At 42.6% G+C, this 16159-nt stretch carries 17 protein-coding genes, 1 riboswitch and 1 other annotated feature; of the genes, 6 read left to right on the forward strand and 11 right to left on the reverse strand.

The annotated features are described in order from the left end of the window. Positions 1–7: 7 nt before the first annotated feature. From hisH to hisG, 7 genes are all read right to left on the reverse strand, one after another. A complete protein-coding gene (gene hisH, locus BKK48_RS00975; RefSeq protein WP_077426359.1) occupies positions 8–595 on the reverse strand; it encodes an imidazole glycerol phosphate synthase subunit HisH in 588 nt (195 codons plus the stop codon). A 15-nt stretch (positions 596–610) separates the two neighbouring features. Further along, complete coding sequence (locus BKK48_RS00980) at positions 611–1213, reverse strand: hypothetical protein (protein ID WP_077426360.1); 603 nt, start codon at positions 1211–1213, stop codon at positions 611–613. 94 nt (positions 1214–1307) lie between these two features. Continuing rightward, positions 1308–2396 carry a bifunctional histidinol-phosphatase/imidazoleglycerol-phosphate dehydratase HisB gene (gene hisB, locus BKK48_RS00985; protein WP_077426361.1) on the reverse strand — a complete coding sequence of 363 codons (1089 nt, stop codon included), beginning with the start codon at positions 2394–2396 and terminating at the stop codon, positions 1308–1310. Positions 2397–2565: 169 nt separating this feature from the next. After that, on the reverse strand, positions 2566–3630 hold the full coding sequence (gene hisC, locus BKK48_RS00990) for a histidinol-phosphate transaminase (RefSeq protein ID WP_077426362.1): 1065 nt from the start codon (positions 3628–3630) through the stop codon (positions 2566–2568). A 24-nt stretch (positions 3631–3654) separates the two neighbouring features. Beyond that, positions 3655–4626: a virulence RhuM family protein/type II toxin-antitoxin system death-on-curing family toxin gene (locus tag BKK48_RS00995; RefSeq protein ID WP_077426363.1), complete on the reverse strand. Its 972-nt coding sequence runs from the start codon at positions 4624–4626 to the stop codon at positions 3655–3657. 37 nt (positions 4627–4663) lie between these two features. Continuing rightward, positions 4664–5947, reverse strand: coding sequence for a histidinol dehydrogenase (hisD, locus tag BKK48_RS01000; RefSeq protein ID WP_077426364.1), 1284 nt, complete (start codon positions 5945–5947; stop codon positions 4664–4666). An 88-nt stretch (positions 5948–6035) separates the two neighbouring features. After that, entirely contained in the window at positions 6036–6947 is a 912-nt protein-coding gene (gene hisG, locus BKK48_RS01005) for an ATP phosphoribosyltransferase (RefSeq protein ID WP_077426365.1), read from the reverse strand. A 32-nt stretch (positions 6948–6979) separates the two neighbouring features. After that, positions 6980–7109, reverse strand: a sequence feature (His leader region). Positions 7110–7277: 168 nt separating this feature from the next. Beyond that, positions 7278–7322: riboswitch (PreQ1 riboswitch) on the forward strand. Positions 7323–7326: 4 nt separating this feature from the next. Between hisG and queC the strand changes: the two genes are divergently transcribed. The 6 genes from queC to rnb all read left to right on the forward strand — a co-directional run bounded on the left by queC (position 7327) and on the right by rnb (position 12876). Then, the gene (gene queC, locus BKK48_RS01010) at positions 7327–8010 is read left to right on the forward strand and encodes a 7-cyano-7-deazaguanine synthase QueC (protein ID WP_077426366.1); all 684 of its coding nucleotides are present in this window, start codon (positions 7327–7329) and stop codon (positions 8008–8010) included. After that, positions 8003–8428, forward strand: coding sequence for a 6-carboxytetrahydropterin synthase QueD (gene queD, locus BKK48_RS01015; protein ID WP_077426367.1), 426 nt, complete (start codon positions 8003–8005; stop codon positions 8426–8428). The genes queC and queD overlap by 8 nt, the downstream gene beginning before the upstream one ends. A gap of 6 nt (positions 8429–8434) precedes the next feature. After that, the gene (locus BKK48_RS01020) at positions 8435–9076 is read left to right on the forward strand and encodes a 7-carboxy-7-deazaguanine synthase QueE (protein WP_077426368.1); all 642 of its coding nucleotides are present in this window, start codon (positions 8435–8437) and stop codon (positions 9074–9076) included. 109 nt (positions 9077–9185) lie between these two features. Next, positions 9186–9941 (forward strand): Nif3-like dinuclear metal center hexameric protein, encoded by a 756-nt coding sequence (locus BKK48_RS01025; protein WP_077426369.1) that lies wholly within the window; start codon positions 9186–9188, stop codon positions 9939–9941. Between the two features lie 100 nt (positions 9942–10041). After that, complete coding sequence (locus tag BKK48_RS01030) at positions 10042–10830, forward strand: enoyl-ACP reductase FabI (protein WP_077426370.1); 789 nt, start codon at positions 10042–10044, stop codon at positions 10828–10830. A 66-nt stretch (positions 10831–10896) separates the two neighbouring features. Continuing rightward, positions 10897–12876 carry an exoribonuclease II gene (rnb, locus tag BKK48_RS01035; RefSeq protein ID WP_077426371.1) on the forward strand — a complete coding sequence of 660 codons (1980 nt, stop codon included), beginning with the start codon at positions 10897–10899 and terminating at the stop codon, positions 12874–12876. Between the two features lie 63 nt (positions 12877–12939). Here rnb and yfbR read toward each other — a convergent pair whose 3' ends face one another. The 4 genes from yfbR to nrdR are packed head-to-tail and all read right to left on the reverse strand — an operon-like array spanning position 12940 to position 16137. Beyond that, positions 12940–13533 carry a 5'-deoxynucleotidase gene (gene yfbR / locus BKK48_RS01040; RefSeq protein ID WP_077426372.1) on the reverse strand — a complete coding sequence of 198 codons (594 nt, stop codon included), beginning with the start codon at positions 13531–13533 and terminating at the stop codon, positions 12940–12942. A 7-nt stretch (positions 13534–13540) separates the two neighbouring features. After that, entirely contained in the window at positions 13541–14563 is a 1023-nt protein-coding gene (gene degS, locus BKK48_RS01045) for an outer membrane-stress sensor serine endopeptidase DegS (RefSeq protein ID WP_077426373.1), read from the reverse strand. Beyond that, positions 14564–15685 (reverse strand): bifunctional diaminohydroxyphosphoribosylaminopyrimidine deaminase/5-amino-6-(5-phosphoribosylamino)uracil reductase RibD, encoded by a 1122-nt coding sequence (gene ribD / locus BKK48_RS01050; protein ID WP_077426374.1) that lies wholly within the window; start codon positions 15683–15685, stop codon positions 14564–14566. It abuts the gene before it with no gap. 2 nt (positions 15686–15687) lie between these two features. Continuing rightward, on the reverse strand, positions 15688–16137 hold the full coding sequence (nrdR, locus tag BKK48_RS01055) for a transcriptional regulator NrdR (protein ID WP_077426375.1): 450 nt from the start codon (positions 16135–16137) through the stop codon (positions 15688–15690). Positions 16138–16159 lie beyond the last annotated feature (22 nt).

Genomic DNA, 16159 nt, shown 5'->3' on the forward strand with positions numbered 1-16159 from the left:
CACAAAACTAAATTTTTTCCACAAAATTCCGCAACAATAACGCTCCATTCTTCCCCGAGCGCTCGGGGTGGAATTGCACGCCGTAGAAATTATCTTTAGCAATAGCAGCAGAAAAATCTACGCCATAATGGCTGGTGGCGATAGTATTTTCATTCGGGCTGACTGCATAGCTATGCACAAAATAGAAATAGCTATTTTGCTCAATGCCGTCAAACAGTGGGCAGCCCTCCGTATAACGCACCTTATTCCAGCCCATATGGGGCAAAGGCAAACCTGTATCAGGAATTAACGCCGTTTGGCTTGGCATTAGATTCAGGGTTTCTACGTTACCCTCTTCGGAAAAAGCGGTCATTAGCTGCATCCCCAAGCAAATGCCCAACACGGGTTGGCGGAGGTTTTGGATCACCTCAATTAGCCCTCGTTCTTGTAAATTTTTCATTGCTGCAGCAGCCGTTCCCACCCCTGGCAGAATCAGCTTATCGGCAGATTGAATTTTATTGAGATCACTTGTGATCTCAGCCACATATCCCAATCGGTCAAAAGCGAATTTGACAGAGGAGAGATTGGCGCAGGCGGTGTCGATGATGGTGAGCATAAGTTATCCTAAAATTTAAAGAAATGGTGATGCTATCGTTATAATATCTGCAATAAAAGAACTTAATTTAGGGACTTTTTCTTTTACTTGTTCTAGAAAGTTTAAATCATTAATATCTTGTTTATTATTATCTAATAAATTATTTTCAATATTTTCTATTGAATTAATCAACTTAATAAAATCATTTCTTTCAAGAACATAGGAATTATTAATAATCTCTGATTTATTTGATTTTATACTCACAATAGCTTTTTTTGTATTAATAGTTATTTGAGCCACATTATTTATATTTACATTGCCTGAATCAATAATCATCTCTTGTTCTCTCATAAGAAGCACTTCTGCATAGTAAGGACCCAAAAATTTATTCAATAAATTTCCTATAAAATCTCCATCTTTTTTCCAGAACAATCCTTGTTCTGAATTTATAACTCTGTAATGTATATCATTGAAATATACATCTAAACCATGTTCTCCATATGCTAATTGGAATGCTTTCATAAATAAATCTCTATCCTTTTTAGAATATTCATATAGAATCTTAAAATTTGCACCATCTGGTTTAAGACCAGTGTTATTTCTTTCATTTAAATATTTAAATGCTTCATCTCTGTTCATTATATATTCCTTATAATATATAAAAGTTTTAAATTTACAAAAATCTTATAGCTCTAACCACACTTTAGATAAAATAGGCAAACTTGCTTAGTGTTCACAACACTCCCTTACTACTCGGCAACTCACTCCCATCAATTCTTATCGCCTGTCTTAAGGTTCTGCCAAACACTTTAAATAAACTTTCGATTTTGTGGTGGTCGTTGTCGCCTTTAGCTTTGATGTGTAGGGTGGCAAGCATAGTAAAAGCGATAGATTGGAAAAAATGCTCGGTCAATTCGGTGCTGAAATCGCCTACTTTATCCCGTTTAAATTCTGCTTTAAATTTAATAAACGGGCGACCCGATAAATCCAAGGCACATTGGGCTTTACATTCATCCATTGGTAGCACAAAACCAAAGCGGGCAATGCCCCGTTTATCGCCAATGGCTTGTTTTAATGCTGTGCCAAGTGCAAGGGCGGTATCTTCCACCGTGTGATGTTCATCAATCCACAGATCGCCCTTGCAAGAAATATTCATACGGAAACCACCGTGGGTGGCGATTTGGTCGAGCATATGGTCGAAAAAGCCCACGCCTGTGTTGATTTCGTTTACGCCGGTTTCGTCTAGCCACACTTCAACTTTGATATCCGTTTCTTTGGTTTTACGTTCTACAATGGCGTGGCGTGGTGGGCGTTCGCCGATATTGGTGACCGCTTCGCCTAATAATTTTTCCGTAATCAGCTCCCAGTTCAGTTTTTCCGGGTGATATTGCAATGCTCGAATGCCTAGATTTTCCGCTAATTGCACATCGGTGGCACGGTCGCCAATCACAAAAGAGCGGTCAGGATCGAATAAGTTTCTATCGATATATTTTTGTAATAGTTTGGTTTTCGGCTTGCGACATTCGCAATTATCCTCGGGTTTATGTGGGCAGATCAGCACCTTATCAAACTCGATACCCTGCGAGTTAAACAACGCCATCATCGCATTGTGTGGCTTGTCAAAATCTACTTGCGGGAAAGAGGCCGTGCCTAAACCGTCCTGATTGCTCACCATCACCAAACGGTAGCATTTTTGCAATTTCAGTAGGGCGGGAATCACGTTCGGCTCAAATTTGAGTTTTTCTAAACTGTCGATTTGAAAATCGGTTTTCGGTTCATCAATCAATGTGCCATCACGGTCGATAAAAAGGGTTGGTTGCATGTTATTCTCCTGTGTTTGCTCATATCCCTAGGGTAACTACCCTAGGTTAAGTATAAACCTACCCCGTTGGGGTAGCCTGTTCTCACTAATATTTCTATCACTTGTTCCCCCACAAGGGGAACGACTATAGGTAACCGTGGGTATTTATACCCACGGATTACAGTAATTTTTATTTCTTACCAGATAAAGCACTGATCGCCTCAATCACCCGCTCATTCTCCTCTTCCGTTCCCACAGTAATCCGAATACAATTTTGCAAATTCAATGCTTTATGTTGATCTCGGAGGATAATCCCTTGTTCCCAAAGTGATTGAAACACTTTTTGTCCGTCTTTGAATTTCACTAAAAGATAGTTGGCTTCGCTCGGGTAAACCTGATCGACAATCGCTAAATCTTCAAGATTTTTTTGCAATTCGGTACGGTTTTTTAGGGTTTCTGTTACCTGATTTTGCATTTGGCGTAAACCTTGTGGTTGCAAAGCTTGAGCGGCAATATCGGACACTGGCACAGGCAGCGGATAGGGTGCGATCACTTTTTGTAAGATTTGGATCAATTCCGCATTGGCAAGGGTAAATCCACAGCGCAATCCCGCCAATGCAAAGGCTTTGGAAAGGGTACGGATAATCGCCAAATGCGGATAATTTGCCAATTCAGTTACCATGGTGGCTTCAGGGCAAAAGTCGATATAGGCTTCGTCCACCACCACAATCGCACGTCCTGCGGTCATTTGTAATAGCGTTAGTAAATCTGAGCGATTAAGCAAATTACCCGTTGGGTTATTCGGGCTACAAACAAACACCACTTTCACATTATCAAGCTGACGTTCAATTTCCGCTAAATTCAATTGAAAATCGGCTGTCAACGGCACGGTTTTACAGGCAATGCCACAGGTTTCGGCACTCACCGCATACATGCCGTAGGTAGGCGGGCAATACAACACCTGATTGTCCGCCTCGCAAAAGGCACGGATAATCAGCTCTATGCTTTCATCCCCACCACGGCTCACTAACACATTATCAGGCAAAACACCGGCGTAGGTAGCATAGCCCTCCACTACGGCTTGCGGTTGCGGATCGGGATAGCGGTTAAAAGTGCGGTCGGTTAAATCAAAATTTGGTGAAGTCGGATATTCATTCGCATTCAGCCAAATATCTCCTTTTCCACCTAATCGCCGTGCGGATTGATAGGGCGTAAGTGCTTGAATGTTTTGACGTGATAACTTATTGATGTTCATTGTGTTTACCTTATTTTAGAAAAATTAATCTGCTTTTTTTAGCATATGCATAATCAGCCGAATGAGCGTTTCTTTTTGCTTTGGATCAGATTCTGCCACGAGAAGTGTAAGTGCCGCCAAGCCAGTATCATTTATCACAGGGTGATGTTCAGCATTAAACAATCGGTGATTTCGATGTAAAAAATCAATAAAGAGAAAGGCGCCGCTACGTTTATTACCGTCCGAAAAAGGATGATTTTTTACCACAAAATAAAGCAAATGCGCAGCTTTAGCTTCAATGGTCGGATATGCAGGTTCGCCAAAAACCGTTTGATCCAAATTACCTAAAATAGCGGCTAACCCCTCTTCTCTTTCTCGCCCGAATAAATCAGAAGCCTCGCCTTTTTCGATAAGTTGTTGCTTAAGCAATTGCAATGCCGAGCGTGCTTCATTGACTGTTGGCAATACACCACCCATTTGCGTTTTGGGTTCGCTTAAAAGCCCCTCGTCATATTGTTGTAACCATAAAAACGTTTGAGCATAACGACTGACAATATCAACCAACCCTCGGCCACTTTCCACTGTTAATTCAGAGGATCGTGCGGTTTTTTGAATTAATGCCAATGCTTGCTCCAACTCCACTGCATTTTGTTGCAAACGTTGTTGATTCAAGGCATAGCCTTTGACAAGATAATCTTTCAATCGAGCGGTTGCCCAACGTCGAAATGCTACACCTTGGGGGGATTTAATTCGATAGCCGACAGAAATAATCGTCTCTAGATCGTAAAATGTCACAGGACGATCTGCAGAAGCAATATGCATTTTTTGCATATTGCTTTTTTCATTGAGCTCACCTTCTTCAAGAGCGTTAGCAATATGACGTGAAATCACAGATTGATTTCGTCCGAATAATTGCACCATCTGAGCCTGTGAGAGCCAAACAGTCTCACTTTCAAACCGCACCTCCACTTGGGCTTGTCCGTCTTGGGTTTGGTAAATTTCAATTGGGTTTTGCATTTTGGTTCTCCTTTTATTAATTATTATTAATGTCAAATTACATCTTCAACTTCGCCAGCCTCACTTCCACCGCCAGTCTGTGCGCTTCAAGCTGTTCGGCACTTGCCATTGCCATGACGGTGGGTGCAAGGGTTTGGAAACCTTGTGGGTTGAGTTCTTGCACCGTCATTCGTTTGCTGAAATCCGCCAACCCTAGGCTTGAATAGGTGCGGGTGTAGCCATAAGTGGGCAGAACATGGTTCGTGCCACTGGCATAATCGCCCATACTTTCGGGTGAATATGCCCCTAAGAAAATTGATCCCGCATTATCAAGACTATTCAACAATGCCCGTGGATTTTGTGTTTGCACCACTAAATGCTCCGGCGCATATTCGTTGCTGATATGGACGGCTTGTTCAATACTTTCTGCAATGAAAATGCGGCTGTGGGCGAGCGCTTGCTCTGCGGTCTCTTTTCTAGGCAAGTTTTCAAGCTGTTTTTCAATGGAAAGTGCGGTCGCTTTTGCCAGTGTTTCACTGTTGGTGACTAAAATCACTTGGCTATCTACCCCGTGTTCTGCTTGGGAAAGAAGGTCACTTGCAACAAAATCAGGATCGGCAAATTCATCGGCAATCACCAAAACCTCTGAAGGCCCAGCCGGCATATCAATGGCAGTGCCTCGTTGCATCACTTGGCGTTTCGCCTCTGTTACAAAAGCATTGCCCGGCCCGAAGATTTTATCCACTTTTGCCACGGTTTCTGTGCCTTGTGCCATCGCAAAAATCGCCTGCGCCCCGCCCACTGTGTAAATGGTTTCCACACCACAAAGGTTTGCCGTATAAAGAATTTCATCTGCAATCGGTGGAGGGGAACAAAGCACAATTTTTTTACAACCGGCGATTTTGGCAGGAATGGCAAGCATCAGCACTGTCGAAAATAGCGGGGCTGAACCACCGGGGATATACAATCCAACCCGTTCAATCGGGCGGGTCAGCACTTGGCAACGCACACCGGGTTGTGTTTCGATATCAATTTCTTGATTTTGTTGTGCCTTGTGAAAGGCTTCGATATTCGCTTTTGCTTGTTGAATGGCTTGACAAAGTTCCGGTGAAATTCGAGCGCTTGCGGCTGCAATTTCCTCCTTTGATACGATGAGTTTTTGTAATTTCACTTTGTCGAACTTCTCCGCTAATTCAAACAAAGCGCCATCGCCATTTTGTGCCACGTTTTCACGAATAGTATCCACCGCTTGTTTAATGCTCTCTCCCACAGTTTGAGCCGGACGGGAAAGTGCGGTCATTTTTTCCGAAGTTTTTAAATTGTTCCAAATTAATGTTTGCATATGTTTTATTCCTCTATTCTTAATCTTGCTATTTTTCCCTTCTTTACCACCTTTATGAAATTTCCGTGAAGCAAAGAAAGTAACAAAATCACGCCATCATTTTTTCAATCGGTAACACTAAAATGGAGCTTGCGCCAATGGCTTTGAGTTGCTCCATCGTTTCCCAGAAGAGATTTTCTTGGCTAACAACGTGCATAGCGACCTGATTAGTGTCGTGTGCAAGAGGCAAAATGGTCGGGTTTTCAACGCCCGGTAAAAGGGCAGTAATTTCTTCAAGTTTATTTTTCGGGGCATGAAGCATGATATATTTTGATTCAGCCGCTTGTTGAACCCCTTGGATACGGGTGAGCAATTTATCAACGAGGCGTTGTTTATCCGTGGATAAGGCTTCTGCACGCTGAATTAAACAGGCTTTGGAGCGATAAATCACTTCCACTTCTTTTAAGCCATTGGCCTCCAGTGTTGCACCGGATGAAACCAAATCACAAATAGCATTGGCGATCCCCGCACTAGGCGCTACCTCCACCGAACCGTTCAGCAAACAACTTTTAAAGGGTACGCCTTGTTCTGCCATGTAACGTTTCAATAAATTCGGATAAGAGGTAGCAATACGGGCATTGGCAAAATCTTGTACGCCTTGGTAATGACAATCACGATCAATAGCCAAAGAAAGTCGGCAACCACCAAAATCAAGCTGACGGAGTTTTTTATATTGCACTGTTTCGCCCATCGCAAGACGACCCAGTTCTTCCTCTTCAAGCACATTTTCACCGATAATGCCAAGATCGACGACGCCATCAAAAATCAGTCCGGGAATGTCATCATCACGCACCCGTAAAATTTCAATAGGCATATTTTCTGCATAAGCCATTAAACGTTGCTCATTCCAATTGATTTTCACCCCACATTGTTTTAGAAGTGCGGCACAATCTTGACTAAGACGCCCCTTTTTTTGCAAAGCAATGCGTAAACGATTTGATGTTTGTGTTGTGTTTGTCATTGTTATTTTCCTATTGTTGTTAAGTTTAAAAAAACAAAAACCCCTCGAAAGTTTCCTTCCGAGGGGTGATGATTTGATGATGTTATCGCACTCGGAAGACCATTTTGTTATCTTCCAGCCACAAAAACACGCCTGAAAGATAATCAGGTGTGGTGATGATGGCGATAAGTACGGTTCATTTTCATCGTAAATTCCTTTAAAAATTAATTTCCCTCGAGTTTATGCTTAAAACGGCAGGCAATGCAAGCATTATTTTTAATATTTTTTAAATTTCCTCAAAAAATCAAGATAACTTGATAAAATCTCCCGCAATCTCTAAAATGCCCGCTCAACGTTGTAGTTCGCAAACCTCCTACATAAAAAAACTAGGTACAATCTCATGAATATTTCAAACCCAAACCGCAATCGAAAAGCGGTTGTCATCTTTTCTGGTGGGCAAGATTCCACCACCTGTTTATTCCAAGCTATCGCCGATTACGGCAAAGAAAATGTCGAAGCCATCACTTTTCAATACGGTCAACGCCATGCTATTGAGCTGGAAAAAGCCCGTTGGATCGCCCAAGATCTCGGCATAAAGCAAACCCTAATGGATACCTCGGTGATAAACACCATCACCCATAACGCCCTCATGGATAAACAGACGAAAATCGAACAAAAAAATAACGAGCTTCCCAATACCTTTGTTGATGGTCGAAATGCCTTATTTTTACTTTATGCTGCCATTTATGCCAAGGGGCAAGGCATTCAAGACATTATCACCGGCGTATGCGAAACGGATTTTAGCGGTTATCCCGATTGCCGTGATGTATTCATCAAATCCATGAATGTCACACTCAACCTTGCTATGGATTATGCCTTCACTATTAAAACACCGTTGATGTATCTCACTAAAGCCCAAACCTGGCAGCTTGCCGATGAATTAGGTGTATTCGACTATGTGCGCACCCACACCCATACCTGCTATGAGGGCATCGAAGGGGGCTGCGGACAATGCCCAAGTTGTCGATTACGCAACCAAGGCTTATCGGAATATCTCGCACAAAAAGGGAATGGCAATGTTTAAAATATCCAAAGAATTTAGTTTTGATATGGCCCATTTGTTAGACGGTCATGATGGAAAATGTCAAAACCTGCATGGCCATACCTATAAGTTACAAGTGGAAATGAGCGGAGATTTATCCCCATCCGGCACAAAAAAATCCATGGTGATGGATTTTTCCGATCTCAAAGCGATTGTGAAAAAAGCCATTTTAATCCCTATGGATCACGCCTTTATTTACGATGAAACCAACGAGCGTGAAAGTAAAATTGCGCAATTACTGCAAGAACTCCATTCTAAAACTTTCGGTGTCCCTTTCCGCACCACCGCTGAAGAACTGGCCCGTTTTATTTTCAATCGATTGAAATACGATGAAAAATTGCCGGTTTCCACCATTCGCTTGTGGGAAACCCCCACTTCTTTTTGTGAATATTCGGAGTAAAGTGCGGTGAAAAATCAAAACATTTTAGAACCGCATTTTAATATCGTGGAAATTTTTGAAAGCCTGCAAGGGGAAGGTTTCAATACAGGTATGCCGAGTATTTTTGTGCGTTTTGGCAAATGCAATCTCACCTGCCCTTGGTGCGATACCGCCTATAACCAATTTGAACGCCAATCCGCCTCGCAAATTTTGGCAAAAGTGCGGTCATTTTCTGCAAAGAATATTATCATCACCGGGGGCGAACCCACTATCGTGCCACACATTGAATATTTGCTCGAACAATTCAAGCAGGAAGGCTATTTCCTTGCCATTGAAACAAACGGATTAAAACCCGTTCCACCGCAAATTGACTACATCGCCACCAGCCCTAAACGACTTTATGCCCACAAGTATGAAAAACAATGTTTAAGCATTGCCAATGAGGTGCGTATTGTGGTGGATGAAAATATCCTGCCCTTTTGTGAATTGATCGAACAAAAAATTCAGGCTGAACATTACTATCTTTCCCCTTGTGAAAAAGAAGGAAAAATGAATTTACTGGAAACGATCACCCAGTTAGGCCAACTCAATCAACGCTCTCATACCCACAAATGGAAGCCAAAATGGCAACTGAGTTTACAAACCCATAAATTAGTAGGAATTGAATAAAAGGCGACCATAAAATGGGCAAACACAATGCCCTCATCTTTCTTTTTGGCTAGTCATTTTTTTGAAAATTTCGTACTATACGGCACCTTTTTCTCATTTCTCTTTGACAATGAATAATCTAGAACTTGAACAACTTCTTAACCAAACCCTCAACTCAAACCCAATTGCCGACTATGCGCCAAACGGCTTACAAGTAGAGGGCAAAGCCCACATCAAAAAAATTGTTACCGGGGTGAGCGCCAGCCAAGCCTTAATTGATTATGCAGCTAGCCAACAAGCTGACGCCCTGCTCGTCCATCACGGCTATTTTTGGAAAAGTGAAACCCCTTGTATTCGGGGCATGAAAGGTAAACGAATTAAAACTTTGCTCGTCAATGACATCAATTTATACGGCTATCACCTGCCTTTAGATGTGCATCCCGAATTAGGTAACAACGCCCAACTTGCCAAACTGTTAGGTATTGAAAATCTCCGCCCCCTTGAAAAGGGCACACCGAGTATTCCTGTTTGGGGCGAATTAAATCAACCGGTAACGGCGGAGGAATTTGCTTTACGCATTGAGCAAACCCTTTACCGAAAACCGTTAATTTGCACAGAAAACGGACCGAGCTTTATCCGTAAAATCGGACTTTGCACAGGTGGCGGACAAGGCTATATCGACTTAGCCGCCGCACAAGGTTGTGACGCTTTCATTACAGGGGAAGTATCCGAACAAACCATCCATTCCGCCCGTGAACAAGGCATCCATTTTTTTGCCGCCGGACATCATGCCACCGAACGTTACGGCATTAAAGCCTTAGGCGAATGGTTAGCCAAAGAATATGGTTTTGATGTGGAATTTAAGGATATTGATAATCCGGCTTGATGAGCGATTGGCTGGTTTAACCAAAAGTCATTGCGTTGCTCAATCAACATAAAACGGATATAATCCACGGCGTTTTTTATTCAACAAAATAGGAAAAGACATGGGTTTCTTAACAGGTAAACGAATTTTAGTGACAGGTCTTGCAAGCAATCGTTCTATTGCTTACGGGATTGCTAAATCAATGAAAGAACAAGGCGCAGAGCTTGCCTTTACTTATTTAAACGAAAAATTACAACCTCGTGTAGAAGAATTTGCGAAAGAATTCGGTTCTAATATCGTGCTTCCTTTAGATGTGGCAACCGATGAAAGCATCCAAAACTGCTTTGCGGAATTAAGCAAACATTGGGATAAATTTGATGGCTTCGTGCATGCTATTGCCTTTGCACCGGGCGATCAATTAGACGGTGATTATGTTAATGCCGCCACCCGTGAGGGCTATCGTATTGCACACGATATCAGTGCATACAGTTTCGTCGCAATGGCACAAGCTGCACGTCCTTATTTGAACCCGAACGCTGCATTGCTCACCCTTTCTTACTTAGGGGCAGAACGTGCTATCCCGAACTATAATGTGATGTGTTTGGCAAAAGCCTCGTTAGAAGCGGCAACCCGTGTGATGGCGGCTGATTTAGGCAAAGACGGTATTCGAGTCAATGCCATTTCTGCCGGCCCAATCCGCACATTAGCAGCATCAGGCATTAAAAACTTTAAGAAAATGCTTTCAGCCTTTGAGAAAACCGCCGCATTACGCCGCACAGTTACCATTGAAGATGTGGGCAATTCCGCTGCGTTTTTGTGTTCTGATCTCGCCTCAGGTATTACCGGTGAAATCGTTCATGTGGATGCCGGTTTCAGCATCACCGCAATGGGTGAATTAGGCGAAGAATAATTTTTCTTTTGATTTATTTCTAGGCAGACTTTTCGGTCTGCCTTTTCTCTTTTTAAAAATATAGCTATGTTCCAAAACAATCCTCTACTCGCACAACTTAAACAACAAATTCACGAAAGCAAAGAACGTGTGGAAGGTGTGGTAAAAAGCACCGATAAAGCCTATGGCTTTTTAGAATGTGATAAAAAAACCTATTTTATTGCGCCACCTGCCATGAAAAAGGTGATGCATGGCGATAAAATTACCGCCACTATTGAAAAACAAGGCGACAAAGAACAAGCCGAACCGGAAACTTTAATTGAACCAATGCTCACCCGCTTTATTGCCAAAGTGCGCTTCAATAAAGATAAGAAATTACAAGTATTGGTGGATCATCCAAGTATTAATCAACCAATTGGGGCGCAACAGGTCAAATCGGTAAAAGAAGAATTGCAAGAAGGGGATTGGGTGGTCGCTAATTTGAAAACCCACCCGTTACGAGATGATCGTTTTTTCTATGCCACTATTAACCAATTTATCTGTCGTGCTGACGATGAGTTTGCCCCTTGGTGGGTCACCCTCGCCCGTCACGAACAATCCCGTTATCCGGTGCAAGGTGCAGATCACTATGAAATGCTTGATCAACAAACTCGTGAAGATTTGACTGCACTTCATTTTGTCACCATTGACAGCGAAAGCACACAAGATATGGACGATGCGCTCTATATTGAACCAGTGGAGCAAAATGGGGAACAAACCGGTTGGAAATTAGTGGTAGCCATTGCTGATCCTACCGCCTATATCGCCCTTAATTCACAAATTGAAAAAGATGCGAAACAACGTTGTTTCACCAATTACCTCCCCGGTTTTAATATTCCCATGTTGCCACGGGAACTTTCCGATGAACTTTGCTCTTTAATGGCCAATGAAACCCGCCCGGCGCTGGTTTGCTATATTGAAACGGATTTACAAGGCAATATCACTGCTAAACCGCATTTTGTTTCGGCTTATGTTCAATCTAAAGCGAAACTTGCCTATAACAAAGTGTCTGATTATTTAGAGCAAACACCTGATGCGTGGCAACCGGAAACCGCTGAAATCACCACACAAATTCAGCGCTTACACCAATTCACCCTTGCCCGAATTAACTGGCGTAAAACTCATTCATTATTATTTAAAGAAAAACCGGACTATTCTTTTGTACTGGCTGAAAATGGTAAAGTGCAAGAGATCAAAGCGGAACACCGCCGTATTGCTAATCAGATTGTGGAAGAATCCATGATTATTGCCAATATTTGTGCGGCACAATTCTTAAACGAGCAAGCTCACACCGGAATTTTCAACACCCATAGCGGTTTTGATAAAAAATTCTTGGAAAACGCCCACCAATTCTTAATGGCAAATTTAGCCAATGAAGAAAACCAAGCGGAACTGAACGAACGTTATTCGGTGGAAAATTTATCCACCCTAAACGGTTATTGCCAAATGCGTCATGATATTGAACCTATTGAAGGGGATTATTTAGAGCTACGCTTACGCCGCTATTTAACTTTTGCGGAATTTAAAGCTGAACTCGCACCGCATTTTGGTTTAGGCTTGGAGGGATATGCCACTTGGACATCGCCTATTCGTAAATACTCCGATATGGTAAACCACCGCTTAATCAAAGCCGTGCTCACCCAACAGACTTGTGAAAAACCACAAGATGAGGTGCTCGCCCGATTACAAGAAGCCCGCCGCCAAAACCGCCTCGTAGAACGTGATATTGCCGATTGGTTATATTGCCGCTATCTTGCGGACAAAGTGGCTGAAAATGCTGGATTTGAGGCAGAAGTACAAGATGTGATGCGCGGCGGATTACGGGTTCAATTATTAGAAAATGGCGCTTCCATGTTTGTGCCCGCCTCTACGCTTCACAATAATAAGGAAGAAATCCAAGTCAATGCTGACGAACTCGCCCTTTACATTAAAGGTGAACGTACCTACAAAATCGGGGATATTGTCAGAGTGAAACTCACAGAAGTGAAAGAAGCCACAAGAAGTATTGTGGGATCGGTGATTTTATAAGTGAAAAAATGGCGTTTAAAAACGCCATTTTTATTTGGAAAATTGACCGCACTTTTCTCCCAATCACAAGGCAATCTCATCCAAAGATCGCCCGAAACTTGGCATAAATACTTGTAAGAAATAATCCATTTCTTGGCTATGCCATTGTTGCATTAAGGTTTCTAATCTTGCTTTGGCGGTTTTAAATTCTTGATTGCCGTTATCCAATTCAAACTGAGCTTTGACATAGGCACAAATGAGATCCGCTTGTTTAACGAGGTGTTTTTCTTTCTCAGAAAAGGTTTCGCTATCCAAATAAGGGGCAAAATCCTCTTGTAATTCTTGTGGTAAAAGGCTGATTAAATGAAGCTCTGCGGCACTCTCAATTTGCTTGTAAGCTTGGGTAATTTCAGGGTTGAAATATTTTATCGGGGTAGGTAAATCTCCGGTAAAAATTTCGGAGGTATCGTGATACATCGCCATCACCGCAATGCGTTCCGGGTTTACTTTTCCGCCAAAAAATTTATTTTTAATAATCGCCAAAGCTTGCGCTACAAAGGCAACCTGCAGGCTATGCTCCGCTAGGTTTTCTTTTTCAATATTACGCATGAGCGACCAACGTTGAATCAAGCGCAAGCGATCCAAACAAGCAAAAAAGTGACTGATTTTAATCTCCATACAACCTCTAATTAGACGGTAGCTCTTCCACTATTACTGGCACATCAAACACCCGTCCTAAACGCATAATCGTCACCATTACTTGCGTTTTCGGTTTGGTATTAGAAATGATCTGCATCACTTCTCGGGCTGAAATACTCTCTTGATTATTCAATTTTAAAATCACATCCCCCACTTGAATACCCGCTTTCGCCGCCGGGCTGTTGGCACTGACCCCGGTGATTAAAATACCTTGTTCGGTATTGGCGCTAATATCGCTTTGCACGCCAAAATAACCTCGAATTACCCGACCATCACGAATAATTTTGTGCAACACATCATTGGCGATATCCATTGGAATGGCAAAATTTAAGCCTTCCGCAATTTCATTGGAGGTTTTACCGATACTCAAAGTGCTAATTCCCACCAATTCACCGGCAGAATTAATTAATGCGCCACCGGAATTCCCTCGGTTAATGGAAGCATCGGTTTGAATAAAATTTTGTCTGCCAAGGGAATCGCCCACCGCACTGCGCCCAACCGCACTGATGATCCCCTGAGAAACACTTTGCCCAAGATTGTAAGGATTACCGATCGCCAACGCCACATCTCCCACATGCACTTGGCGATCCGCATTTTGCGGAATGGTGGCAAGATTATCAGCACGAATTTTTAGCACAGCAAGATCCGTTAAATTATCCGACCCCACCAAAATTGCCTCATAAATATTACCGTTTTGCAAGGCCACCACAATTTGGTCGGCATTTTGGATCACATGTTTATTGGTGAGAATGTAACCGTCTTTACTCATAATCACCCCTGAACCTAAATTGTTCACTTGCAATTGGTCGTTATCGTTAATACTTGCCGAGGAAAAAGAACGGTTATAAACATTAACGACAGCCGGTGAAGCAATACGCACTGCATTTTTAAAAGAAACAATGTCATCAGAGGTTAATATATTGCCCGAATTTAATCGAGGCACCGCAAAAAGAATGACCCCTGCGGCGGCAAGCCCCCATAGGGCGGCATGGAAAAGTTTTCTGAACATTTAAGATCCTTTTGGCGTGTAGCTCAGTTTGATGTCATCGCCAATTTGTTGAAATTCATTAAGTTGCCATAATGGCGCTTCGGATAATTGTGTTAAATGAGGGAGTTGGCATAAACCACGCGCCTTATCGCCCAATAATTTGGGCGCCATATAAATAATTAATTCATCGACTAATTTTTGTTCTATCAGACTACCGGCCAAATTCGCCCCGCCTTCCACCCAAAGTGAATTAATTTGACGATTTCCCAACGCCACCATTAGCGCTTGCAATAAATTTTCTTTAGGTAAAATAATTTGTTCGCAAAAAGGCGGGAAAGCGGAAAGATCTCTTTGCCGAGAGGAAACTAACCATACCGGCGATGTGGTATGAAATAACCGATGGGTTGGTTGAATACGATGTTGCGAATCTAAAATTACCCGAATAGGCTGACGTACCCATTCCTTAGGATAGTCTTTTTTGAGATCATCATCAAAGTCTTCCCAACGCACGTTTAAACTCGGATCATCGGCTAAAACCGTGGCAGAAGTGGATAAAATGGCCGATGATTTTGCCCGCATTTTTTGCACATCGGAACGGGCTTGTGCGCCGGTAATCCATTTGCTTTCACCACTTGCCATGGCTGTTCTGCCATCAAGGCTCATCGCCAATTTTAATTGCACAAAGGGAACGCCCTGACGCATTCGCTTTAGAAAGCCTTGATTAAGTTTTTCTGCAGAAGAATTCAATAAATTGACCGCACTTGCAATGCCCGCTTCAGCCAACATTGTTAACCCTTTTCCTGCGACTTGCGGATTAGGATCTTGCATGGCAGCAATCACTTTCACCACACCGGCTTCGATTAAACCTAATGCGCAAGGCGGAGTGCGACCATAATGGGAACAAGGCTCTAGGGTGACATAAGCCGTTGCCCCTTTGGCTTTATCACCGGCTTGAGCCAATGCCATTCGCTCGGCATGAGGCCGCCCCGCTTTAAAATGAAAACCCTCACCGACAATCTCACCTTGATTAACCAATACACAGCCCACGGCAGGATTGGGTGTGGTGGTATAAATCCCCTTTGCCGCTAAGGCTAATGCCCGTTGCATAAATTGATGATCTTGTGCGGTAAATTGATCCGACATAATTAATCCTTTAGGTTTTCAATTTCCTTAGTAAATTGATTGATATTATCAAAACTTAAATAAACGGAAGCAAAGCGAATGTAGGCGACTTTATCCAATTCTTTTAAGGCATTCATCGCTAATTTCCCCACCAACTGACTTGGCACTTCACGCTCACCGGTAGCTCGCAATTGCAAAATAATATGGCTAATGGCTTTTTCTACATCATCGGCACTGACCGGGCGTTTTTCCAAAGCATATTGAATACCACGGCGAAGCTTATCTTCATTGAAAGGCTCTCGTAGCCCATCATTTTTAATAATTTTAGGCACAATCAATTCTGCCGTTTCAAAAGTGGTAAAACGCTCGTGACAATTACCACATTCACGGCGGCGGCGAACTTGATAACCATCCGATACCAAACGGCTATCAATCACTTTCGTTTCTTCAGTGGAACAAAATGGGCAACGCATAGAAAATCCTCATAAAAATAGT

This window comes from Rodentibacter heidelbergensis (genome assembly GCF_002000125.1).
Taxonomy (GTDB): domain Bacteria; phylum Pseudomonadota; class Gammaproteobacteria; order Enterobacterales; family Pasteurellaceae; genus Rodentibacter; species Rodentibacter heidelbergensis.